The sequence below is a fragment of the Nocardiopsis codii genome, assembly GCF_036327455.1.
GTDB classification, from domain to species: domain Bacteria; phylum Actinomycetota; class Actinomycetes; order Streptosporangiales; family Streptosporangiaceae; genus Nocardiopsis; species Nocardiopsis codii.
In genome coordinates this window covers 1-23,468 of the sequence record NZ_JAUZMY010000058.1, presented here as the reverse complement: position 1 = coordinate 23,468, position 23,468 = coordinate 1, and the positions used below count along the sequence as shown (strand labels likewise).

Annotated in this window: 17 protein-coding genes and 1 pseudogene; 2 read left to right on the top strand and 16 right to left on the bottom strand. The window is 71.1% G+C overall.

Features of this window, described 5'->3' with window-relative positions; all coding sequences use genetic code 11:
• Positions 1–58: 58 nt before the first annotated feature.
• The 12 genes from Q8791_RS31050 to Q8791_RS30995 form a co-directional block, all read right to left on the bottom strand.
• A complete protein-coding gene (locus Q8791_RS31050; protein WP_330095418.1) occupies positions 59–3,142 on the bottom strand; it encodes an Rne/Rng family ribonuclease in 3,084 nt (1,027 codons plus the stop codon).
• Positions 3,143–3,202: 60 nt separating this feature from the next.
• Complete coding sequence (locus Q8791_RS31045; RefSeq protein ID WP_330095420.1) at positions 3,203–4,078, bottom strand: TIGR03936 family radical SAM-associated protein; 876 nt, start codon at positions 4,076–4,078, stop codon at positions 3,203–3,205.
• A gap of 577 nt (positions 4,079–4,655) precedes the next feature.
• Entirely contained in the window at positions 4,656–5,204 is a 549-nt protein-coding gene (locus tag Q8791_RS31040) for a TetR/AcrR family transcriptional regulator (protein WP_330095417.1), read from the bottom strand.
• Between the two features lie 138 nt (positions 5,205–5,342).
• A complete protein-coding gene (locus Q8791_RS31035; protein ID WP_330095416.1) occupies positions 5,343–7,280 on the bottom strand; it encodes a TIGR03960 family B12-binding radical SAM protein in 1,938 nt (645 codons plus the stop codon).
• 389 nt (positions 7,281–7,669) lie between these two features.
• Positions 7,670–8,854 carry a rod shape-determining protein RodA gene (gene rodA / locus Q8791_RS31030; RefSeq protein WP_330095415.1) on the bottom strand — a complete coding sequence of 395 codons (1,185 nt, stop codon included), beginning with the start codon at positions 8,852–8,854 and terminating at the stop codon, positions 7,670–7,672.
• Between the two features lie 3 nt (positions 8,855–8,857).
• Positions 8,858–10,981, bottom strand: coding sequence for a penicillin-binding protein 2 (gene mrdA / locus Q8791_RS31025; protein WP_330095414.1), 2,124 nt, complete (start codon positions 10,979–10,981; stop codon positions 8,858–8,860).
• A gap of 3 nt (positions 10,982–10,984) precedes the next feature.
• Positions 10,985–11,545 (bottom strand): rod shape-determining protein MreD, encoded by a 561-nt coding sequence (gene mreD, locus Q8791_RS31020; protein ID WP_330095413.1) that lies wholly within the window; start codon positions 11,543–11,545, stop codon positions 10,985–10,987.
• Complete coding sequence (gene mreC, locus Q8791_RS31015) at positions 11,545–12,456, bottom strand: rod shape-determining protein MreC (protein ID WP_330095412.1); 912 nt, start codon at positions 12,454–12,456, stop codon at positions 11,545–11,547. Before mreC ends, mreD begins: the two co-directional genes overlap by 1 nt.
• Before the next feature lies 1 nt (position 12,457).
• Positions 12,458–13,492 carry a rod shape-determining protein gene (locus Q8791_RS31010; RefSeq protein ID WP_330095411.1) on the bottom strand — a complete coding sequence of 345 codons (1,035 nt, stop codon included), beginning with the start codon at positions 13,490–13,492 and terminating at the stop codon, positions 12,458–12,460.
• Positions 13,493–13,709: 217 nt separating this feature from the next.
• Positions 13,710–14,114, bottom strand: a complete 405-nt coding sequence (gene ndk / locus Q8791_RS31005; protein WP_330095410.1) for a nucleoside-diphosphate kinase — start codon at positions 14,112–14,114, stop codon at positions 13,710–13,712.
• Positions 14,115–14,274: 160 nt separating this feature from the next.
• The gene (locus tag Q8791_RS31000) at positions 14,275–14,682 is read right to left on the bottom strand and encodes a DUF4233 domain-containing protein (RefSeq protein WP_330095409.1); all 408 of its coding nucleotides are present in this window, start codon (positions 14,680–14,682) and stop codon (positions 14,275–14,277) included.
• 34 nt (positions 14,683–14,716) lie between these two features.
• On the bottom strand, positions 14,717–16,069 hold the full coding sequence (locus Q8791_RS30995; protein WP_330095408.1) for a bifunctional folylpolyglutamate synthase/dihydrofolate synthase: 1,353 nt from the start codon (positions 16,067–16,069) through the stop codon (positions 14,717–14,719).
• Positions 16,070–16,180: 111 nt separating this feature from the next.
• On the opposite strand from Q8791_RS30995, the gene Q8791_RS30990 reads away from it, so the two are divergent.
• A complete protein-coding gene (locus Q8791_RS30990) occupies positions 16,181–17,533 on the top strand; it encodes a hypothetical protein (RefSeq protein WP_330095407.1) in 1,353 nt (450 codons plus the stop codon).
• 104 nt (positions 17,534–17,637) lie between these two features.
• Here the strand turns inward: Q8791_RS30990 and Q8791_RS30985 are convergent, their stop codons facing one another.
• From Q8791_RS30985 to Q8791_RS30975, 3 genes are all read right to left on the bottom strand, one after another.
• The gene (locus Q8791_RS30985) at positions 17,638–19,020 is read right to left on the bottom strand and encodes an LVIVD repeat-containing protein (RefSeq protein WP_330095406.1); all 1,383 of its coding nucleotides are present in this window, start codon (positions 19,018–19,020) and stop codon (positions 17,638–17,640) included.
• Between the two features lie 127 nt (positions 19,021–19,147).
• On the bottom strand, positions 19,148–20,554 hold the full coding sequence (locus Q8791_RS30980; protein WP_330095405.1) for an LVIVD repeat-containing protein: 1,407 nt from the start codon (positions 20,552–20,554) through the stop codon (positions 19,148–19,150).
• A 211-nt stretch (positions 20,555–20,765) separates the two neighbouring features.
• Positions 20,766–22,145 carry an LVIVD repeat-containing protein gene (locus tag Q8791_RS30975; RefSeq protein ID WP_407942091.1) on the bottom strand — a complete coding sequence of 460 codons (1,380 nt, stop codon included), beginning with the start codon at positions 22,143–22,145 and terminating at the stop codon, positions 20,766–20,768.
• 304 nt (positions 22,146–22,449) lie between these two features.
• On the opposite strand from Q8791_RS30975, the gene Q8791_RS30970 reads away from it, so the two are divergent.
• A complete protein-coding gene (locus Q8791_RS30970; RefSeq protein WP_330095404.1) occupies positions 22,450–23,160 on the top strand; it encodes a DUF305 domain-containing protein in 711 nt (236 codons plus the stop codon).
• A gap of 138 nt (positions 23,161–23,298) precedes the next feature.
• Here Q8791_RS30970 and Q8791_RS30965 read toward each other — a convergent pair.
• Positions 23,299–23,468, bottom strand: a pseudogene (locus Q8791_RS30965) (ATP-dependent Clp protease ATP-binding subunit ClpX); the annotation flags it as partial.

Sequence of the window (23,468 nt, the reverse complement as noted above, 5' to 3'; positions counted from 1 at the left end):
GGGGTGGGGGGGGGGGGGCCCCCCCCCCCCCCCCCACGGCCGGTATGTACCGCCTCGGTCAGCCCGCGTCCACGGCGGACGGTGAGGCCGCCGCCGTCTTGGCCCGTCGGGTACGGCGCCGCTTGGGCCGCTCCGCGGCCTCCTCGTCGCCGTTCTCCGCCGGGGCGGGCGCCTCGGTGACGGCGGTGTCGGCGTCGCCGCCGGCGTCCGCCCCACCACCGTCCTGCGCCGCGGCGTCAGCCTTCTCGGCCGCCGCACGGGCGGCCTTGGTGCTGGTGCGCCGGGTGCGAGTCTTCTTCGCCGGGGCCTTCTCGGGCTCGGCCTCCGCGTCCGCCGGTGCGGCACCGGAGTCGGCGCCGTCCCCCGCCTGCGCGGGGGCGACCGCGTCCGCCTGCTCCGCGACCGCGTCGTCCGCGGCCTTGCGGGAGCGGGTGGCGCGCTTGCGGGTCTTCTTGGCGGGCTCGGCCTGCTCGGGCTTGTCGGCCTGCTCCTGCTGGTCCGCCTCGGCGGCCGGGGCGCTGACGGGCTCGGGCGCCTGCTCCGGCTCGGCCTGGTCGGCCGTGTCGTCGTCCTCGCCCCTGTCGGACGGCTTCTCGGCCTTCTCCGCCTTCTCGGCGGGCTGCTCGGAGTCGCCCTTGCCCTTCTTCTTCTTGCGTCCGCCGCCGCTGCCGCCCGCTCCGGCGCCCTTCTCCAGAAGGTCGCCGGACAACACGAGCCCGCGTCCTCCGCAGTGCTCGCAGGTGTGCGAGAAGGCCTCCAGCAGGCCCTGGCCGACCCGCTTGCGTGTCATCTGCACCAGGCCGAGCGAGGTGACCTCCGCCACCTGGTGCTTGGTGCGGTCGCGCGACAGGCACTCCAGCATGCGGCGCAGCACCAGGTCGCGGTTGGACTCCAGCACCATGTCGATGAAGTCGATGACGATGATGCCGCCGATGTCGCGCAACCGGAGCTGGCGGACGATCTCCTCCGCCGCCTCCAGGTTGTTCTTGGTGACCGTCTCCTCGAGGTTGCCGCCCTGACCGGTGAACTTGCCGGTGTTGACGTCGACCACCGTCATGGCCTCGGTCCGGTCGATGACGAGGGACCCTCCGCTGGGCAGCCAGACCTTGCGCTCCAGCGCCTTGTTGATCTGCTCGTCGATGCGGTAGGCGGAGAAGACGTCGCGGTCCTCGGACCAGTGCGAGAGCCGCTCGGCGAGGTTGGGGGCCACGTAGTCCACGTACTCGTGGACGGTGGTCCAGGCCTCCTCGCCGGAGACGACCAGGCTGGAGAAGTCCTCGTTGAACACGTCGCGGACGACCCGGACGGTGAGGTCCGGCTCGCTGTTGAGCAGCGACGGCGCGTTGGCCGACTTGGACTTGCGCTTGATCGACTCCCACTGCTTGGCCAGGCGCATGATGTCGCGCTCCAGCTCCTCCTCGCTGGCCCCCTCGGCGGCCGTGCGCACGATCACACCGGCGCCGGACGGCATCACCTTCTTGAGGATCTGCTTGAGGCGGGCGCGCTCCTTGTCGGGGAGCTTGCGGCTGATGCCCGTCATCGAACCGCCGGGCACGTACACGAGGTAGCGGCCGGGCAGGCTGATCTGGCTGGTCAGGCGGGCGCCCTTGTGACCGACTGGGTCCTTGGTGACCTGCACCAGGACCGACTGGCCGGACTTGAGCACCGACTCGATGCGCTTGGGCTGGCCGTCGAGGCCGAACGAGTCCCAGTTGACCTCGCCCGCGTACAGGACGGCGTTGCGGCCCTTGCCGATGTCGACGAACGCGGCCTCCATGGACGGCAGCACGTTCTGGACGCGGCCCAGGTAGACGTTGCCGACGTAGGAGCGGTGCGTGGCCCGGTCGACGTAGTGCTCGACCAGGATGTCGTCCTCGAGGACGGCGATCTGGGTGCGGTCACCGGTGCGGCGGACCACCAGGTCGCGCTTGACCGCCTCGCGACGGGCCAGGAACTCCGACTCGGTGACGATCGGTGCGCGGCGGCGGCCCTGCTCGCGGCCCTCGCGGCGGCGCTGCTTCTTGGCCTCCAGCCGCGTGGAGCCGCGGACGGACTGGACCTCGTCCTCGATCGGCTTCTCGGCGCGCGGCTCGCGCACCCGGACCACGGTGTTGGGCGGGTCGTCGGCGGTGGCCTCGCCGCCCGATCCCCCGCCGGACCGGCGCCGACGGCGGCGGCGACGGCGGCTGCTGCCGCGTTCGCCGTCCTCGCCCGAGTCCTCGTCGGCCTCGGAGTCGGCGTCGGTGTCGTCGTCGGCGGTCTCGGCGGCCTCGACCTCGGCCGTACGGCTCCTGCGCCGCTCCGGCTTCTCGGCGGCGGGCTCGACGGCGGCCTCGCCCTCGGAGTCCTCACCGGAGCGGGACCGGCCCCGGCCGCGTCCGCCGCGCCGGCGGCGACGGCGGCTCGGCCTGTCGTCGGAGGCGTCGCCGGTCTCCTCGGCGACGGAGGACTGCTCGGCCGCGTCGTCGGCCTCCTCCTCGTCGTCCTCGTCCTCGTCCTCGTGGGTGTCGGAGGGCACCGCGACGGGCGCCGGTGCGGCACTGGCCACCGGCGCCTGGAACAGCATCGTCGGCGCCTGGAAGACGTTTCCGCCGCCCTGTTCGGCGGTCTCCTCGTCCTCCTGCTCCGTGGTCGTCCCGACCGTGTCGGCGGCCTCCGCGGCGCGCGTACGCGTGCGGGACCGGCCTCGGGTCCGGGTGGACCTGGCGGTGTCCTTGTCCGCCTTGCCGTCCGCCTTGTCATCCTTGTCGGCGGAGTCGCGGGCGGGGGCCGTCGCGGTGGTCCGCGCGGGCGCGGGTTCCGCTTCCTGCGCGGCACGGGTCCTGCTGCGGCGCGGGGCCGGGTCCTCGTCGGGACGTCCCGCGGCGCGCACGGTGCGCCTGCGCGTGGTGGTGGACACCGCTGTCTTGACCGTGCCCCCCTCGCCGGAACCGGCGAGCGAGGTGACGGGCATCGAGGGGGGCGTGAAGACGTCGTCCGGTTCCGGGGGTGGCCCGGCGGCGCGGCGGACGCCGCGTACCGGCGCGGGTGTGGTCACACGCACCTCACCACCCCGTCCGGGGGGGGACGCCGCCTTGTCTGCGGTCGTCTCAGTTGTACCCGCGGTGCTCTCGGCACCGTCGTTGGGCTCGTTGTCGAGCATCCGGGCGGTCTCCCGTCAAAGTCCTCGGGCGCGCTGCGGCCTGTCGGTCGCCAGCGCGGCTCACGAGAACTGTCGTCGCTGTGTCACCGCCGGCGGCACCAGGGTGCCGTCGGGGCGAAGTCCTGTGGTTTCGCCCATGTTCCCCGCTTCGGGGCCGCTCATCCGCGCGGTCCCGTTCATGGGCGTTGACGGCCGTGGTGCGTCGTCGCGCCGCTCGTCCGCGTTGTCGTTCGCGGGTCCGGGGCTCATGAGAGCTTCGGGCCGGTCCTCGGTGAGCGGGTCCGCGATCGCGCCTGTCGTCTCGTCCAGCGGCCCCTGCGCCAGCCGGGTCATCACGGGTGATGACGGCGGCGCGAGGTCGGCCACATGGAGGAGGCCGGTCAACACGTCGTCTGGTCGGACAGCAGGTGTCGTGTGCCGTACAACCATCCGAAGTATGGCATATGCCGTGTCGTGTTCCCCTGGGACGCGCCCGTGGGGTCCACTACAGACATCGATACGCACCACTGCCGGTCGTGTGTCGAAGCGGCGACGACCCTTCTTCGTCATCCGCTCCACCTCGACACTGTCGGCGGCCACGTACGCGGCCACCGCCCTGGCGGCGTCGTCGGGGTCGACGCCCGCCATCTCCACCTGCCAAGCGGAGGCCTGGAGCCGGTCCGCGAGCCCGGACTGCCGGGCCTCGACGACCTCGACCACGTCGATGCCCTCGGGCATCGCGGCGTCGATGTCGGCTCGGACCCGTTCGGGATCGCGTCCCTCGGCCAGGACGAGTTCAAGGTACTCCGCCTCGCTGGCGACCCCGGTGGGGGCCGCTCCCGTGTAGGAGACCTTGGGGTGAGGCGAGAAGCCGGCGGAGAACGCCATGGGCACGGAGGCCCTGCGCAGGGCCCGTTCCAGGGCCCTGGCGATGTCGCGGTGACTCGCGAACCTCATGCGCCCGCGCTTGGCGTAGCGGACACGAAGCCGCTGTCCCGGCTTGGCGGTGGAGGGTGAGGTGGTGCCCTCGGGTGCGGGGGGCAGCTCAACTCCTTTCCTCATGCCCCCAGGTGTGGTCGGCGGAGCGACCTCGAAGGGGCTGTTCCTCGTCCTGCTCAGCGTACGGTGCGCCGCGGTGCACATGCGCCAGCAGGACTACGCATACCGGTATCTCCCCCACTGACCTGCAGTCGAAAAGTGCCGAAGGCCTCCGAGCGGACACTGAACCGGTGTTCACCACCTGAACACGGGGTCCCCGAAAAAAAATCCGAAGAAAATCTTCTGAGGATGGCAACCCCCCGTGCACCCCGCGAGTCTTATTACTCGTACGGCCCGGCGCGAGCGGGGCGCCGGGCCGTACACCTTCCTCCCGGGTCACTCCCCTTCAAGGGTCGAGAGAGCACCCGGCGCGCGCATCCTACTCCAGTAGCCCACCGGCACCGTGAGCCAGCACCTCCCACAGTCGACACCCCTGATCCTCCGACCGGCGGAACAGGGGTTTCTCCGTCTGCGGAGGACGTCCCGGGCACACCGGTCAGGGCGGGGGACGCAGTCCCGCCAGCACCACGGCCACGGTGCGGCGCCGTGCGACCTCGTCCGTCCCCCCGCGTTCGCGGGTCGTGCAGCCCTCCATCAGCGCCTTGACGTCGGCGGCGTCCACGTCGTCGCGGACCTCCCCGGCCCGCTGGGCGGCACCCAGGAGTTCTCCGAGCGCGGCCGTCACGTCGTGCCCGGTGTCGCGGACGGCGGCGGCGACGTCGAACCCACCGCCCCGGAGCGCCTCACCCAGTCCGTGGTCGAGCGCGCCCTCGTCGACCACGAACGTGAAGAAGGACGCGAGGGCGGCGCCCGGCGCCTCCTCCTCCGCGAACCGCCGCGCGGCGTGCACGAGGCGTTCCATCCTGCTGAGCACGATGGCCTCGCAGAGCGACTCCTTGGTGGGGAAGTGCCTGCTGACGGTCCCGGCGCCCACGCCCGCGCGCCGGGCGATCTCGTGGACGGTGACGGACAGCCCCTCGGAGGCGAAGGCCTCGAAGGCCGCTCTCAGGACCTTCTCCCGGTTGCGTCTCGCGTCGGCTCGCACTCTCTCCCCCAGTACCCGCGGACGGTCCGTGGACGGGCAGGACGGCCCGTGCCCCCACGACAACCGGGATGGTCGTCCCGATGCTAGCCGGGCCGCCGTGCGCGGCCCCGGGCCGGGGCCGCGGTCCACGGCGACCGGCTACCTCACGGTCAGCGGGAGCATCGGACGGCCCTCCGCGGGGGAGTTGATCTGGATCTCGGTGCCCATGCTCGGGCACACCCCGCAGTCGTAGCAGGGGTTCCACCGGCAGTCGTCGATCTCCAGCGACTCCTCCCCGTGGAGCGAGTCCTGCCAGTCCTGCCACAGCCACGACCGGTCGAGCCCGGCGTCGAGGTGGTCCCAGGGCAGGACCTCCTCCTCGTCGCGCTCCCGGGTCGTGAACCAGTCCAGGTCAACCGGGAGCCCCGCCAGACCGGTCTCGGCGGCCCGCGCCCAGCGCTCGTACGAGAAGTGCTCGCTCCAGCCGTCGAACCGGCCTCCGGCGCGCCACACCTCCTCGACGATCCTGCCGACCCTGCGGTCCCCCCGGGACAGCAGTCCCTCCACGACGGACGGACGGCCCTCGTGGTAGCGCAGGCCGATCGACCTGCCGTACCGGCGGTCGCCCCGCAGGGTGTCGCGCAGCTTGCGCAGCCGCGCGTCGACCACCTCGTGGGAGGTCTGGGCCGCCCACTGGAAGGGGGTCTGCGGCTTGGGCACGAACCCGCCGATGGAGACGGTGCACCGGATGTCCTTGCGTCCGGTCACCTCGCGTCCGGTCCGGATCACCTCGGCCGCCAGTCGCGCGATGGCGAGGACGTCCTCGTCCTCCTCGGTGGGCAGCCCGCACATGAAGTACAGCTTCACCTGGCGCCATCCCGCCGCGTACGCGGCGGTGACGGTCCGGATCAGGTCCTCCTCGGTGACCATCTTGTTGATCACCCGGCGCATCCTCTCGCTGCCCCCTTCGGGCGCGAAGGTCAGACCGGACCTGCGCCCGTTGCGGGTCAGTTCGTTGGCGAGGTCGATGTTGAACGCGTCGACCCTCGTGGACGGCAGGGAGAGGCCGGTGTTGGTGCCCTCGTACCGGTCGGCGAGCCCCTTGGCGATGTCGCCGATCTCGCTGTGGTCGGCGCTGGACAGCGACAGGAGCCCGACCTCCTCGAACCCGGAGGCGGCCACGCCCTGCTCGACCATCTTCGTGACGGTCTCCTTGTTGCGCTCGCGCACCGGGCGGGTGATCATCCCGGCCTGGCAGAACCGGCAGCCGCGCGTACAGCCGCGGAAGATCTCCACGCTGTACCGCTCGTGCACGGACTCCGCGGTCGGCACGATGGGCCTCTTGGGGTAGGGCCAGTCGTCCAGGTCCATCACGGTGTGCTTCTGGACCGTGTTCGGGACCCCGGGCCGGTTGGGCGTGTACGAGGCGATCCGACCGTCCTCGTGGTAGGCCACGTCGAAGAAGCGCGGCACGTACACGCCGCCGGTCGCGGCCAGGCGCAGCAGCAGCCCGTCGCGCCCGCCCGGCTCCCCCTCCTCCTTGAACCCGCGGATGATCTCGGTGACGGCGAGGCTGACCTCCTCCCCGTCCCCCAGCACCACCGCGTCCAGGAAGTCGGCGATCGGCTCGGGGTTGAACGCCGCGTGCCCGCCGGCGAGCACGACCGGGTGGTCGCCGGTGCGGTCGCGGGAGTACAGCGGGATCCCGGCCAGGTCCAGCGCGGTGAGCATGTTGGTGTAGCCCATCTCGCTCGCGAAGCTGAGCCCGAGGACGTCGAAGGCGGACAGGGGCCGGTGTGCGTCCACGGTGAAGTGCGGGACGCCGTGCTCCCGCATCAGCGCCTCCATGTCCGGCCACACCGCGTAGGCGCGCTCGGCCAGTACCCCCTCGCGCTCGTTGAGGACCTCGTACAGGATCTGCACGCCCTGGTTGGGCACGCCCACCTCGTAGGCGTCCGGGTACATGAGGGCCCAGCGGACCCTGGCCGCGTCCCACTCCTTGACGACGGAGTTGAGTTCGCCCCCGACGTACTGGATGGGCTTGCCCACCTTGGTCAGCAGGGGCTCCAGGCGCGGAAACAGGCTTTCGACGGACATGGTGCGGGCCTTCGCTCGGCGGACATCGTGTCAGAACGCGTGTGTTCCCCCGCCGGGGCGGGAGTGGGCGCCGGGGCCACTGGTGTGCGCCCCCGCGGATGTGACCAGGCTATCGGCGCCGGGGGCTCCGGCCCGGGTTGTCCACAGGGCCCGGCAGGTCGCGGGCGGACTCCTCGGGACCGCCGCGCCCATCCCGGCCCGGGGGGGCGGCCCCCGGACCCTGGAACCGGCCGACGGCGCTCCTGGCCGCGTGCTCCTCCGCCCTCCCCGCCGGGGAACAGGCGAAGGGCCCCGCGGGAGGCGACGCCTCCCGCGGGGCCCGTGCGCGCGGTCGGCCCGTGCACGCGGTCGGCCCGCGGGCGCGGTCGGCCCGCGGGCGCCGGTCCCGGCTACTCGAACCCCCGGTCCCGGGAGTTGACCCCCAGCACCAGGCCCAGCCCCAGCATGTTCGCCACGATCGCGGTGCCGCCGTAGGACACGAACGGCAGCGGAAGGCCGGTCACGGGCATGACGCCCAGCCCCATCCCGATGTTGATGAAGGTCTGGAAGCCGAACCACGCGGCAACACCCACGCACAACAGGCGGGGGTACGGCTGGTCGCACCCCAGGGCGATCCGCAGGACCCGCCAGATGATCACCGCGAACAGCGCGATCACCAGCGCGGCGCCCGCGAACCCCAGTTCCTCCCCGGCGACAGTGAAGATGAAGTCGGTGTGCTGCTCCGGCACGAACCTGCCGTGCGTCTGCTCCCCCTGGAAGAGCCCGGTCCCGTTGAACCCGCCCGAGCCCACCGCGATGAGCGCCTGGTTGGAGTTGTACCCGGCGCCCTGCGGGTCCGCCGACGGGTCCACCAGGGTCGCGAGGCGGTCCAGCTGGTAGGGCTCCAGCAGGTCGAACCAGAACACGCAGAACACCGCGGCGACGCCGCAGGCGAGCATGCCGGCCACCCAGATGATGGGGGCGCCCGACAGCGTGAGCATCCCCAGGAAGATCGCCCCGAGGACCAGGGTCGTGCCCAGGTCCGGCTGGAGCATCACCAGTGCCAGCGGCACCGCCAGGACCAGCAGGCAGAACAGGACGTCCCGTGTCATCGGCTTGGTCTCGCCGTCACGCGGTTCGCCCAGAAGTGTGGCCAGAACCAGGATCAGCCCGACCTTGGCGAGCTCGCTCGGCTGGAACTGGAACCCGCCGACCACGATCCACCCGCGCGACCCGTTGATCACCGCGCCCAGCGGGGTGAGCACCAGGACCAGTGCGACCGCCGTGACCAGGTAGACGATGGGCGCGTACGCGCGGACCGTCCGGAAGTCCACCGAGGCGACGACCAGGCACACCACCCACGCCACCGCGAGATGGGCCAGGTGGCGGCGGAGGTGGCCCGTGGAGTCCATCGGGTCGCCGCCGTCGCCCGGGAGCGTCGCCGACCACACCAGCATCGAGCCGACGGCGCACAGAACCGCCACCGAGATGATCAGGACCCAGTCCAGGCGGCGGGCCGCCCCGGCCGCGGTGACGGCGGTGGGGCCGAACCCGGCCCTGCGGCCGGCGAGCGGCGCACCCGTGTGTGTACTCATGGCCTACCGATCCAACACGTCGATGGAACCGTCGGTGCGCACGACGGGCAGTTCCGAGTAGGGCTTGCCCCCCGGGAGCGCGGCCTCGCCGCCGTCGTCGTCCTCCTTGCCGGAGAACCCGTAGATGCCCTCGTAGATCTTGCGGGCGATGGGCGCGGACGTCTCACCGCCGGTACCGCCCTGGGACACGAAGACGACCACGGCGAACTGCGGGTCGTCCGCGGGCGCGTAGGAGGCGAACCAGGACGACACCTGGCGCTCCTGCGCGTCGGCGCTACCGGTCTTGCCCGCGATGGACACCTCCTTCTGCGGGAAGTCCCCGAAGGCGCCGCGGCCCGTACCGGACTTGGTCACCTCGGTGAGCGCGGCCTGGAGGTACTCGATGGTCTCGTCCTTGACCGGGACCTGCCCGGCCACGACGGGCTCGATCTCCTCGACCGTGCTGCCGTCGGCGGCGACCAGCGCCTTGGCCACGCGCGGCTCGTACAGGGTGCCCCCGTTGGCGATGGCCGCGTAGGCCCTGGTCAGCTGCAACGGGCTCACCAGGACGTCACCCTGGCCGATCGCGAAGTTGACCGCCTCGCCCGCGCGCCACTCGAATCCCTCCACGCACTGCTCGTAGGCGAGGCGCTTGAGGTACGAGGCGTGCGCCGGGTTGGTCTCGGCGACCTCCGGGTAGCCGTGCTCACCGCGGTAGCAGTTGTTCTCCCGGGTCTCCTCCCAGAAGGTGCGCTTCCACTCGCGGTCAGGGATGCGGCCGCTGGTCTCGAACGGCAGGTCGATGCCGGTCGGAGCCCCGAAACCGTAACCCCGCGCCATCGTGGCCATGGCCTCGGTCGGCTCGCCCTCGGGCCGGAGCCCGCCGTCCTTGAGCCACAACTGGTAGCCGAAGTTGTAGAAGATCGTGTTGCAGGAGACCACGATGGCCTTGTGCAGGGAGAGCGACCCGTGGCCGCCGCCCGCGTAGTTCTGGTAGTTCTGCCCAGCGATGTTGACCGAACCCGGGCAGGCGTAGGTGCTGCGCAGCGAGAAGCCGTTCTCCACGGCGGCCGACAGCGACGACACCTTGAACGTGGAACCGGGCGGGTACTGGCCCTGCACCGCGCGGGAGAGCAGGGGCTCGCCCGCCTCCTCGCTGAGCATCTCGTCGAAGGTCGCCTGGTCGATGCCGCCCTGCCAGACGCCGGGGTCGTAGGTGGGAAGGCTGGCCATCGCGACGATGCCGCCGTTGCGCACGTCCATGACGATCGCCGCGCCTGAGTCCGCCCTGTACTTGGGCCTGGCCCCGTCCATCCCCTCCTTCAGCGCCTCCTCGGCGATCTTCTGCACGCCGACGTCGAGGTGGGTGACCAGGTGCTGGCCCGCCACGGGCAGCCGGTCCGAGATCACGTCCATGACCTCGCCGTGGTTGTTCACCCCCAGGGTGCGCAGGCCCGCGGTGCCCCGCAGCTCCGCGTCGTAGACGGCCTCCAGGCCGTCCCGTCCCACCTGGTCGATGCCGGTGAACTGCGTCCGCAGCTCCTCCCGCGCGTCCAGTTCCTCCTGGGTGACCGGCTGCAGGTAGCCGAGCATCTGTCCGCCGCGCGCGCCGTACGGGTACTCGCGGACGGCGTGCGCCTGGGCCGTGACGCCGGGGAAGTCGTCGGCGCTCTCCATGATCTGGAGGGCGATCGAGGGCTCCACGTCCTCGGCGAGCGTGACCGGCTGGTAGGGCGAACCCGGCCAGCAGGGGCGCTCCACCTCGGGGCCGCACAGGCGCATGCGCTGCTGGAGCTCGGCCACCGGGACGTCGAGGATCTCCGACAGGTCGGCCAGGACCTTCTCACCGCCGTCGTCCATTCCCAGGATCTCGTGGTAGTCGGCGGACACCACCAGTTCGGTCCGGTTGTTCACCAGCGGCTTGCCGGTGGCGTCGAGGATCTGCCCGCGCGTCGCGGGGACGATCAGCTGCTGGTGGTGGTTGGCCACGGCGAGGTCGCGGTAGTGGTCGGACATGGGCACCTGGAGATACCACAGGCGCGCGGTCAGCACGGCGAACAGGACCAGGACCAGGACCTGGGCGAGGATCAGCCCCGCCCGGCCGAGTCTGCGCCCCGGAAGCGTCGGGTCGAAGGGCGGCTTGTGCACGGCTCACCACCCTCCCGGCGACATGGGTCCCTGCACGGTGGCGAACTCGCTGTCCGCGAGTGTGCTGCGCACCCACAGGATGGGCAGTGTGACCAGGGGCGACACGAGCACCGTGAGGGCCGTGCCCACCCCGACACCGGTCGCGACGGCCGTCACGGTCATGTGCGGGTCGCCGATGACGAGGCCGACCGCCGCGTATCCGAGTCCCACCCCCAGGGCGGTGACGGCGGTGGCGCCGACGGCCGCCCATCCGGAGGCGCGCGAGCCCACGGCGCCGGGGACGCCGGTGTTGCGGCGCACCAGCGCGACCAGGTAGGCGGCCAGGCACAGCACCAGCGCGTAGCGTCCGACCACGTGCTCGGCGGGCGGGAACAGGTCCATGGCCAGGCCCGCCGCGAAGCCGCATCCGGCAGCGGAGGCCGGGCTCGTGGTCAGGGCGACCGCGACGACGGCCGCGACCACCAGGTCGGGGCCGGGCCCCCACTCGAACGGGAGCCGGTTGACGATCGTGGCCTGGGCGAGAACCGCGACGGCCACCAGGATCAGGGTCGCTACGGACCTCATCACTGCTCTTCCTTCGGTTTCGCGGGCTTCTCGGGCTTGGGCGGGAGCACCGAGTCGCGCGGGTCCCCGTCGGGACCGGCCACGACGACGCCCACCACGTCCAGGGACGCGAAGTCCACGGCCGGGGTGATGCGGGCGATGCGGCTGAGCGCTCCGGGTGCGACCTGGACCTCGTCGACCGTGCCGATGGGCACCCCCGGTACGAAGGGCGCCCCCTCGTGCGATCCGAGCGTGACGACCCTGTCCCCCGACTCCACCGGCGCCTCCATGTCGAAGAGCTCCAGGGTGAGGTCGGCCTCGGGGCCGCCCGGGACGGACCCGCCGTTGACCACGCCGATCTTGCGGGTGGCCTCCAGACGGGCGCCGACGGCCGACTTGACGTCGGTGGCGAGCATGACGGTGGCGGTGCGCGGGCCGGCCTCGATCACGCGTCCCACCAGGCCGGATCCGTTGACGACGGTCATGTCCTCGCGGACGCCGGACTCGGTGCCGGTGTCGATGGTGACCGTGTGCGCGTAACCGCGCGCCGTGGAGCGGGTCACCGCCTGCGCCGCGACGACCTCGTAGCCGCCCAGGCCGGACAGGTGCAGCAGCTCGTCGAGCTGGTCGGCGCGGTTCTCGTCGATCCGGACCGCCTGGAGTTCGGACTCCAGCGCGGCGTTGGCCTCCTCCAGTTCGGCCACGCGCGCTGCGGCGCGGGGCCCCTCGCGCAGGCCGTCGTAGAGGGTGACCGCGGGCGCGCCCGCCCAGCCGACCCCTGCCGCGGCGGGGGCGAACACGAGCTCGCCGCCCGCCCGGGCCACGGAGGTGACCGGGTTCCCGCCGGGCCTGGCGTCCAGGACGAGCAGGACCACGGCCGCCGCGACCAGCAGTGCGAGGACCGTCCGGGACCTCGGTGAGTCGCGCAGCATGTCATCGCCGCCGTTCCGGGACGAGGACCTGGTGCAGCCTCTCGTAGTTCTCGACGCAGGTGCCGGAACCGACCGCGACGGAGTCGAGCGCGTTGTCGGCGACGTGGATGGGCATGCCCGTCTCGTGCAGGAGCCGGTCGTCGAGGCCGCGCAGCAGGGCCCCGCCCCCGGTCACGGCGACGCCCCGGTCCATGATGTCGCCGGACAGCTCGGGCGGGCACTTGTCGAGGCTGGTGCGGACCGCGTCGATGATGGCGGTGACGGGTTCCTCGATCGCCTGGCGGACGTCCGCCTCCGACATGACGATGGTCTTGGGAAGCCCGCTGATGAGGTCGCGTCCGCGCACCTCGGCGTGGATCTCCTCGGAGCCCGTCGGGTAGGCGGAGCCGATGGCCATCTTGAGTTCCTCGGCGGTGCGCTCCCCGATCATCAGGGAGTACTCCTTCTTGACGAAGGTCATGATCGCCTGGTCCAGCTCGTCCCCGCCGACGCGGATGGACTGCGAGGTGACGATGCCGCCCATGGAGATGACGGCGACCTCGGTGGTGCCGCCGCCGATGTCCACGACCATGTTGCCCGTGGGCTCGTGGACGGGGAGCCCGGCGCCGATGGCGGCGGCCATGGGCTCCTCGATGATGTAGACCCTGCGGGCGCCCGCCTGGTAGCCCGCTTCCTTGACGGCGCGGTGCTCGACCGAGGTGATCCCGCTGGGAACCGCGACGATGATGCGCGGTTTGGCGAAGTGCCGCCGCCGGTGGATCTTCTGGATGAAGTAGCGCAGCATCCGCTCGGTGATCTCGAAGTCGGCGATGACGCCGTCCTTCAGAGGGCGGATGGCGGTGATGTTGCTCGGCGTGCGGCCGATCATCTGCTTGGCCTCGATACCGACCGCGACGATCTTGCCCGTGGACGTGTTGAGTGCGACCACCGATGGTTCGTTCAGAACGATGCCGCGTCCGCGCACGTACACGAGCGTGTTGGCGGTTCCCAGGTCGACGGCCATGTCCCGGCCGAGAAAAGCAAGGTTGTTCGGCATGTAACGTCCTCAGAGGCGCCGTGTCGGACGTGGTTGCACGGGGCGACCATACGTAGTCGATCCGGCACGATAGGTATTCAGTCCCCCGCATCGTAACGGTCAGCACTTACTCCGTTACGCAAACACACCGAATTGTTGCCTCGTCAGCGGACGAATCATGAGAAGTCGTCGTCGGGGCCGCGGACCCCATGCCGTAGGGTCCGCGGCGCCCAAACCCCTACAGGTGGGGGAAGAACAGCTTGATCTCGCGGTCGGCCGAGTACGTGGAGTCCGATCCGTGCACGATGTTCTGCTGGACCTCCAGCGCGAAGTCGCCGCGGACGGTGCCGGGCGCGGCGGTCACCGGGTCGGTGGCTCCGGCCAGGGCGCGGAAGGCCTCCACCGCGCGCTCGCCCTCGACCACCAGGGCGACCAGCGGGCCGCCGGTGATGAACTCCACGAGGGAGCCGAAGAACGGGCGCTCGGTGTGCTCCTCGTAGTGCGTCCGGGCGGTGGCGGCGTCGAGCGTGCGCAGCTCCATCGCGACGAGCTTCAGGCCCTTGCGCTCGATGCGCGAGATGACCTCGCCGACGATGTTGCGGCGGACGCCGTCGGGCTTGATGAGAACGAGAGTGCGCTCCACGTGCGTGTCAACTCCTCACTGGGGCTCCGCGTGGCGCGTGGGCGGTCGCCCACGGCGTAAGGCCGCACGCGGAGGTTCGGATGGTGGGTCACGGAAGCGGGGCCGCGGAGGGGGAGAACCCTCCTGAAGGGACCGGCCGCCTGTCCGGACGTGCGTCACACTATCGCGTTTGCCGAGACGGCGCGGTGGTCACGGACCCCCCGCCGTCCTCGCCCCGCTGGGCGGCGGCCTCCGCCTCCGCGCGGGCCGCGTGAGCGGCCTTCATCTCGTCGGTTCGACGGCCCAGGATCACACCGGTCACCCACAGGGACACGAAGACGACCGCGATGAGCATCGCTCCGGACACCATGAAGGAGGTGAACAGGAACGCGGCCTGGAGCGCCCAGGCGGCGTAGTGCGCCCACCGGCGCTTCTGGAGGCCGGAGAGCACGAGGGCGACGGCTGCCATGCCGCCCCACAGGCTCGCGGCCGTGGTCGGGGCCATCCCCTCCAGGGAGATGGCGACGGGGATGAAGAGGCCGATCACGACGGCCTCGAACACCAGGATGACGGCGCAGACTACGCGCACGGCGGGTTCCCTTCGTAGTGGGTCGCCCTGCCCGTCACTCGCCGGAACCGCGCAGCAGATGGACGGCGTCACCTGCGGTGACGACCGATCCGGTGACCAGCACACCGGTACCGCCGAACTCCTCGTCCTCCTCGGCCAGGCCGACGGCCCGGTCGATGGCGTCGTCGAGTCGGGGAACCACATGTACACGGTCCTCCCCGAAGACCTGTCGGGCGAGGACGCCCAACTGCTCCGGTTCGAGGGAACGCGGTGAGGAGTTACGGGTGACGACGATCTCGTCGAGCAGTGGTTCGAGGGGGTCGAGGATCCCCTCGACGTCCTTGTCCGCCATGATCGCGACGACGCCCACCAGGCGGGAGAAGCTGAAGGCCTCTCCCACCGCGGCCGCCGTGGCGGTCATTCCGGCGGGGTTGTGCGCCGCGTCGGCGATGACGGTCGGGCTGGTGCGCACGACCTCCATCCGCCCCGGGGAGTCCACCCCGGCCAGGGCCTCGGCGACCATGGCGGGGTCCAGGCCCGCGGAGTCCTCCCCCGCGGAGGCGAACGCCTCCACGGCGGCGACGGCCACGGCCGCGTTGCCGGCCTGGTGGGCGCCGAACAGCGGAAGGAACAGGTCCTCGTAGCCCGCGGTGAGGCCCTTGAGGGCGATCTGCTGGCCGCCGACGGCCACCTCGCGGGAGGTGACGCCGAACTCCAGCCCCTCTCGGGCCACCTGCGCTCCGACCTCGGCGGCGTTGCGGAGGAGGACCTCCGCCGCGGGCACCGGCTGCTGGGCCAGGACCGCCACGGAGCCGGGCTTGATGATGCCCGCCTTCTCCTCGGCGATCCCGTGCAGCGTGTCGGGCAGGTAGTCGGTGTGGTCGATCCCGATCGGGGTCACCACGGCCACGTCGCCGTCGACGACGTTGGTGGCGTCCCAGCGCCCGCCCATGCCGACCTCGACGACGGCGACGTCCACGGGCGCGTCCGCGAAGGCCGCGTAGGCCATCACGGTGAGGATCTCGAAGAACGACAGCGCTCCGTCGTTCATCCCGTCGGCCATCTCGATGTAGGGGCGGATGTCGTCGTAGATCTCGACGAACCGCTCCTGGGAGACGGGCTCCCCGTCGATGACGATGCGCTCGCGCACGGTGCGCAGGTGCGGGCTGGTGTAGCGGCCCGCGCGCAGGCCCCTCGCCCGCATCAGGGCGTCGATCATGCGGGCGGTGGACGTCTTGCCGTTGGTGCCGGTGACGTGGATGACCCGGAAGTTGCGCTGGGGGTCACCCAGGAGATCCAGCAGGGTACGGACGCGGTCCAGTCGAGGGTCGATGTCGGACTCGGGTGCGCGGGAGAGGATCTCGGCGGTCACCTCGGCGTAGCGCTGCTCGGCGCTCACGCCGCTCACGGTGTCTCAGTGGTCGGGGTGTACACCCGCGCCAGTGTACGCGCCCCCACCTGGGACCGGACTCCGGGTGAGGGGTCCGGTGGCCGATATCGCACAGACCATACTTGTGGCATGCCAAGCCTTGACCCGTTCTTCACGGAGTGGGCGGACCGCCGCCCCGGACAGACACGCAGCCTGGGGCGCGCCTCCGCGCTCCTGACCGCCCTCGGCCTGGACTCCGGTCACGCCCCTGTGCTGGGGGTCGTCGGTTCCAAGGGCAAGGGCAGCACGGCGACGACGGCCGCGGCCGCGCTGTCGTCGGTCGGCCTGCGCACCGTCCTGGTGACCGGGCCGAGCTTCCGCTCCTACCGCGAGAGGGTGCGGGTGGACGGGACGTCGGTGACCGACGCGGTCCTGGACGCGCTCGGCGCCGGGATCGACGCGGCCCGCCGGGAGCTCCCGACGGTGGAGGAGTCCGGGGGCTACCTGGCGCCGAGCGGCCTGTTCCTGGTCGCGGGACTGCTGCACGCGCGCGAGACGGGCGCCGACGTGTGCGTCCTCGAGGCGGGGATGGGGGGCCGCCGCGACGAGCTCCGCCTGGCCGGCCCGGAGGTCGTCGCCCTCGGCAAGGTCTTCGCCGAGCACGTGGGCGTCCTGGGCGACGACGTGGTCGAGATCGCCAGGGAGAAGACCCTGGTCGCCGGTGAGCGCACCCGGGCCCTGGTGCGCCTTCCCCAGACACCGGAGGTGGCCGCCGAGATCGACGCCGCTCTGGCCGAGGCGACCGGCGGACGGGTGGCGGCCGAGGTCGTCGACCCCGGGGAGCCCGGTGTGGAACCACCGCCCGCTCTTCGGCCGCCGGGACTGTCCGCGGCCTCCGGGGTCCTGGGCACGGCCGCCGCCGCCAGGATGCTGGAGCACCTGGGGTTCCCCGGGCCGAACCTGCGGAGCCTGCACGACGTGCTGGGGACCGTCCGCCTTCCGGGCCGCCTGTCCCGTCACGCGGTCCCCGTCCAGGACGGCCCCCGGCCGAACGGTGACACCGGGCGGGCCCCGTCCTCCGCCACAGGGCCGCGGAGGGGGACGGGGGCGGCTCCCGAGGGAGCTCCGGACGGGGAGGCCGCCGGCACGGAGGTGATCGTGGACTCCGCCATCGACCGCGTCGGGGTCGCGACCGCCCTGGCCCACGCGCGCGGGCTGTGGGGCGGGGTGGACCACGTCCTGCTGTGCCTGCCCGACCACAAGGACGTCTCCGGCGCCGTCGAGGTCCTGGGCGACCTGCCGGTGACCGCCGTGCGCCTGCCGGAGGCCCACCTGCGCTTCGAGCACGCCCTGCCCGCACACTGGGGGCGCATGGACGCCGCGGACCTGTCCCCCGCGACCCTGGCCGCGCTCGGACGGCGGGTCCTGGCCCTGGGCACGGTGTACTTCACCGGCCGCGTGCTGGAGGCGGTGGACGCCCCCACCGACCGGCTGTTCGGCTGACGCCGGGGCTCGGAACGCCGGCTCCCCCTGCCCGGGAACGCGGAACGGGGGCGGTGCCGCGGCACCGCCCCCGTCGCGGGGACCCCTCTCCGGGTCCGGACCGGTCAGCCCCGTCCGGGCCTGTACACGGGCTGGGACTGCGGGTTGAACTCGTCCATGCGGACGCGCTCGGCCGCCCGCAGACGGGGGTCGTCCAGCTTCAGGACGTCGATGCCCCGGCCGATGTCGGACGAGTAGACGTAGCCGTTGTAGTAGTACGCCGACCAGCTGTTGTTGTCCTGGACGCCGTCCTCGACCCGGGAGTCGATGTCGAAGTAGCCGATCTCCTCGGGGTTCGCCGCGTCGTTGAAGTCGATGACCGAGACACCGCCGGTGTACCAGGACTGCACGAAGAAGTCCTGACCGGGCACCGGGATCAGCGAGCCGTTGTGCGCGACACAGATCTCCCCGCCCTGGTGGCGGTCGATCTTGAAGTAGCTCTGGAACGCCAGGTCGGCGCCGGACCCGTCACCGTCGAGGGAGTAGACCGCGTCGGCGCCGCGCTCCGGACCGATCTCCTCGGTGCAGGTGGGGGCTCCTCCGCCGCCGAGCTCGTCGGTGAAGACCACGTTCTTGCCGTCGTTGGTGAACGTCGCCGAGTGCCAGAACGCGAAGTTGGTGTCCTGCACCACCTCGGTCACGACCGGGGAGGCGGGGTCGGAGATGTCCATCAGGATGCCGTCGCCCATGCAGGCGCCCGCGGCGACGTCCTTGCTCGGGAAGACGGTGATGTCGTGGCAGCCGGAGGTCCTGGCGTTGCCGCCGTCGGGGAAGAGCACCGGGGCGTCGATGAGCTCGGCCGAGGCCGGGTCGTCGACCGGGACCTCGATGATCGAGATCTTGTCGTGCGGCGGTTGGCAGTTCGGGAACTGCGCCGACGGCGAGTAGGACGACACGTAGATGTACTCGTGCTCGCCGTCCTTGCCCGGGACCAGCGTGTTCGTGTGCGAACCGCAGTCGGTCGCCACGGCCGCCACGTACTGCGGGTTGGCCTTGTCCGAGATGTCGAAGATCCGGATGCCCTCGAACCCGTCCGGGTCGGTCGTGGGCACCGCAGCCGCCCCGCACTCCGTACCCGCACGCGGGTAGTCGACGGAGAAGTACAGCAGGTCACCGCTGACCGACACGTCACCCTGCCCACCCGGGCAGAGCACCTCCGACACGATCTGCGGGTCCTCCGGTTCGGAGATGTCGTAGACGACGAACCCGTCGTAGTTGCCGCCGATGGCGTAGTCGCCGGTGAACGCCAGGTCCGAGTTGGTGCTCCGGACGGCGTCGGGCTTGGGCACATGGGCGACGTGGGTGATGTTGCTGCTGATCTCGTCGGCGGGGGCCTCGTCCGCGTACGCGGATGCCGGGCTCAGCAGTCCGACGAGGAGCGTTCCCACGGCTGCGGTGAGGGTGGCCGTGCGCGCGAGGCGCCGTCTGCGGGTGGGAGGTGCGGGCATGGGGGTTCTCCTGTGTGCGCTGGGGGTTGCGGGGGCTGGTTCCGGGGCCGCGGGGTGTGCTCCTCCGCGGCCCCGTCGCCCGTGTGCCGGAGCTCGCCGGGGGTCGGGGGCGCCGTCGGGGGACCGGTCAGCGCCCGTTGCCCCGTCCGGGCCTGTACTCGGGCTGGGACTGCGGGTTGAACTCGTCCATGCGGACGCGCTCGGCCGCCCGCAGACGGGGGTCGTTCAGCTGGAGGACGTCGAGTCCGCGCGTGATGTCGGACGAGTAGACGTAGCCGTTGTAGTAGTACGCCGACCACGAGCCGCCCAGGATCAGCCGGTCGTCGTCGATCGGGTCACGGTCGAAGTGGCCGATCTCCCGCGGGTCGGACGGGTCGTTGAAGTCGATGACCGAGACCCCGCCCTGATACCAGGACTGCACGAAGAAGTCCTGACCGGGCACCGGGATCAGCGAGCCGTTGTGCGCCACGCAGTTCTCGGTGGTGCTCTGGTGGCGGTCGATCTTGAAGTAGCTCCGGAAGTCGAGTCCCGCGTCGCCGATCTCGTAGATGGCGTTGGCCCCGCGCTCCGGGCCGATGGCCTCGGTGCAGGTGGCCCCGCCACCGCCGCCGAGCTCGTCGGTGAACATGACCGTCTCGCCGTTGTTGGTGAACGTCGCCGAGTGCCAGAACGCGAAGTTGGTGTCGCGGACGACGTCGGTCACGACCGGGGAGGCGGGGTCGGAGATGTCCATCAGGATGCCGTCGCCCATGCAGGCGCCCGCGGCGACGTCCTTGGTGGGGTAGACCGTGATGTCGTGGCAGCCGGAGGTGTTGGTGTTGCCGCCGTCGGGGAAGAGCACCGGGGCTTCGATGAGCTCGGCCGAGGCCGGGTCGTCGACCGGGACCTCGATGATCGAGATCTTGTCGTGCGGCGGTTGGCAGTTCGGGAACTGCGCCGACGGCGAGTAGGACGACACGTAGACGTACTCGTGCTCGCCGTCCTTGCCGGGGACGAGGGTGTTGGTGTGCGAACCGCAGTCGGTCGGCACCGCAGCCACGTACTGCGGGTTGGCCTTGTCCGAGATGTCGAAGATCCGGATGCCCTCGAACCCGTCCGGGTCGGTCGTGGGCACCGCAGCCGCCCCGCACTCCGTACCCGCACGCGGGTAGTCGACGGAGAAGTACAGCAGGTCACCGCTGACCGACACGTCACCCTGCCCACCCGGGCAGAGCACCTCCGACACGATCTGCGGGTCCTCGGGATCGGAGATGTCGTAGACGACGAAGCCGTTGTAGTTCCCGCCGACGGCGTAGTCGCCGGTGAACGCCAGGTCCGAGTTGAAGTCGCTCATCACCTCGGTCTTCGGGACGTTGGTCACATGAGTCACGTTGGAGCTGGTGTCGGCGTCGCTGACGAACTCGTCTGCGGCGGAGGCCGAGGCGGGGCCCAGGAGTCCTGCCACGAGGGCGGCTGCTCCGGCCAGGGTGAGGCCGGTCAGCCCGCGTCCGGCCGGGGCGCGCCCGGCACGGGAACCTGAGGGGGATGTCGTCATACGAACTCCTGATTCTGATTGGAGCGAAACAGGAAGAACGTACACAGTTCAACATCAACATGTATAGGGGGATACAAAAGAAACATGGTTGTTAACACGCTGTCCGGCCGGCGCGATCCGACGGCACAACGCGGCCAGGATTCGGGATTTCCGCTGGCAGCAGGTATGGCGTGCCGGGAGGCCCCGACACGCCATACCCCTGTCCGATTTGTTACCGAGAGGACGGAAAAGACGGTTGTGACTGCGGATTGAACTCGTCCATCCGCACGTTCTCCGCCTCGGACAACCGCGGGTCGGTCAGTTTGAGCACGTCGAGGCCGCGCTGGATGTCGGACGAGTAGACGTGGCCCCTGTAGTAGTACGCCGACCAGGATCCGGCCGTGCTCAACGACTCCGGATCCCAGGGACCCCGGTCGAAGTGGCCGATCTCCTCGGGCCTGTCGGGATCGGTCAGGTCGATGACCGAGACCCCGCCCTGATACCAGGACTGCACGAAGAAGTCCTGACCGGGCACCGGGATCAGCGAGCCGTTGTGCGCCACACAGTTCTCGGTTTCGGTCTGGTGACGGGGCAGCTTGTAGTAGCTCCTGAACCCGAGTTCGGGAGACGTCCCTTCGTGGTTCAGGGAGTACACCGCGTCAGCGCCCCGCTCGGGTCCGACCTCCTCGGTGCAGGTGGCCGCGCCACCGCCGCCGAGTTCGTCGGTGAAGACCACGTTCCTGGCGTCGTTGGTGAACGTCGCCGAGTGCCAGAACGCGAAGTTCGGGTCCTGGACGCGGTCCACGACCCGGGGGCCGGCCGGGTCCGCGATGTCGAGCAGCAGACCGTCACCCAGGCAGGCCGCGGCGGCGATGTCCCGTTCCGGATAGACGGTGATGTCGTGGCAGCCGGTGGTGCGCTGGTGCCCGCCGTCCGGGAACAGCACGGGTTGACCCACCACGGAGGCCGAGGCCGGGTCGGCCAGCGGCACCTCGATGATCGAGATCTTGTCGTGCGGCGGTTGGCAGTTCGGGAACCGCTCGGAGGGCGAGTAGGACGACACGTAGACGTACTCGTGCTCGCCGTCCTTGCCCGGGACCAGCGTGTTCGTGTGCGAACCGCAGTCGGTCGGCACCGCAGCCACGTACTGCGGGTTGGCCTTGTCCGAGATGTCGAAGATCCGGATGCCCTCGAACCCGTCCGGGTCGGTCGTGGGCACCGCAGCCGCCCCGCACTCCGTACCCGCACGGGGGTAGTCGACGGAGAAGTACAGCAGGTCACCGCTGACCGACACGTCACCCTGCCCGCCGGGACACACGACCGTGGACACCACGCGGGGGCGCTCGGGAACGGAGATGTCGTAGACGACGAACCCGTCGTAGTTCCCGCCGACGGCGTAGTCCCCCGTGAACGCCAGATCCGAGTTGAAGGCGGCGGTGCGCTCCAGGCCCGCGGGCTTGGGCAGGTTGGCCACGTGGACGACACCGCCTCCCGTGGTCACGCCGTCGGTGGCACGCGCCCCGGGAACCGCCAGGAGGCCGACCGCCACCAGAACCCCCGTCCCGACCGCCCCCCAGCGGACCCGGTCTCTGCGTCCTCGTCCGTTCGCCACGGGCCACACCCCCGGAAATTACACAAAGCTTCCAATTGGATACTTTGTGTTGTACGCGCCCCAGTCTCCACACTCCAGGCGAAACGCCGAGAGCGGACATCTGATGACCAATGCACTCCAGGAGCCCTGGGGCCGACCGCCGATGCCCACCCCGCCGGCCGAACGAAACAGCGCCGACACGTCCTCAGGACTGGACAAAACACCCACCGAGTGAGTAGAAAACCCGCAGGACGTCGCCTCAGGGGTATTCCGCCCCACGACACCGCGGACCCGTCCGCGCCACACCCCCAACGGAGGACACCTCGTGCGTCGCCTGGCACTCGCGACCGGAGCAGCTCTCGCGCTGCTCGGAGCCACAGCCTGCACCGGTGACGAGGACGGCCGGGAGGCGGCCAACGTCATCGCCCCCGGAGCGCCCGGCGAGTCCTCGTCGCCCGCCACCACGGACCAGATCGCCGCCCTGGCAGAGGAGCAGGGGCACAACGAGGCGGACGTCACCTACCTGGTGATGATGATCGAGCACCACTCCCAGGCCCTGGAGATGACCGACCTGGTGCCGGAGCGCCACGAGCGCGACGGCATCGAGCGCATCGCCGACCGTATCTCCGCCGCACAGGGACCGGAGATCACCGCCATGGAGAGCTGGCTGGAGGAGAACGTCTTCGGCCCCGCGCGGGAGAACCCGGCGCACCAGAACTTCTGCGGGCTGGAGGGGGACGGCACCCACCACGGCGAGGACTCCGAGGTCCCCGCGTGCGAGCTCGACGTCGACCACGACGACATGCCGGGCATGGCCTCTCCGGAGGACCTGGAGCGGCTGGCGGACGCCGAGGGCGACGCGTTCGACCAGCTCTTCGTGGAACTGATGACCGCCCACCACGAGGGCGCGGTCACCATGGCCGAGGACGCGATGGCCGAGGGCAAGGACCAGACCGTGCTCAGGATGGCGAACGACGTGATCGCGGAGCAGAACACCGAGATCGGCCGCATGGCGGAGGTCCTGGAGGAGGAGTGAGCTCCCAGCCACTGGGAGGGCCGGGAACGACCGGCCTCCCGAGGGCCGGCATGTGAGAGGGGCACCCCCGGTCCGGGGGTGCCCCTCTCACATGCCGACGGAGGCCGCGGTCAGCCCGGCGGGCCGCCCGTGGCGGGGTCAGGCGGACTTCTCCTGGTGCTCCGCGTCCAGCTGGGCGCGAGGCACGATCGTGGGGTTCACGTTGTCGATCACCGTCTCCCGACTGATGATCACCTGCCCCACATCCTCACGGGACGGCACCTCGTACATCACCGACAACAACACCTCCTCGATGATCGCCCGCAACC

Excerpts from the sequence above, each read along its gene's own strand:
- Q8791_RS31050 (WP_330095418.1), bottom strand. The coding sequence starts at position 3,142 with ATGCTCGACAACGAGCCCAACGACGGTGCCGAGAGCACCGCGGGTACA.
- Q8791_RS31045 (WP_330095420.1), bottom strand. The coding sequence starts at position 4,078 with ATGAGGTTCGCGAGTCACCGCGACATCGCCAGGGCCCTGGAACGGGCC.
- Q8791_RS31035 (WP_330095416.1), bottom strand. The coding sequence starts at position 7,280 with ATGTCCGTCGAAAGCCTGTTTCCGCGCCTGGAGCCCCTGCTGACCAAG.
- rodA (WP_330095415.1), bottom strand. The coding sequence starts at position 8,854 with ATGAGTACACACACGGGTGCGCCGCTCGCCGGCCGCAGGGCCGGGTTC.
- mreD (WP_330095413.1), bottom strand. The coding sequence starts at position 11,545 with ATGAGGTCCGTAGCGACCCTGATCCTGGTGGCCGTCGCGGTTCTCGCC.
- mreC (WP_330095412.1), bottom strand. The coding sequence starts at position 12,456 with ATGCTGCGCGACTCACCGAGGTCCCGGACGGTCCTCGCACTGCTGGTC.
- Q8791_RS31010 (WP_330095411.1), bottom strand. The coding sequence starts at position 13,492 with ATGCCGAACAACCTTGCTTTTCTCGGCCGGGACATGGCCGTCGACCTG.
- Q8791_RS30990 (WP_330095407.1), top strand. The coding sequence starts at position 16,181 with ATGCCAAGCCTTGACCCGTTCTTCACGGAGTGGGCGGACCGCCGCCCC.
- Q8791_RS30985 (WP_330095406.1), bottom strand. The coding sequence starts at position 19,020 with ATGCCCGCACCTCCCACCCGCAGACGGCGCCTCGCGCGCACGGCCACC.
- Q8791_RS30980 (WP_330095405.1), bottom strand. The coding sequence starts at position 20,554 with ATGACGACATCCCCCTCAGGTTCCCGTGCCGGGCGCGCCCCGGCCGGA.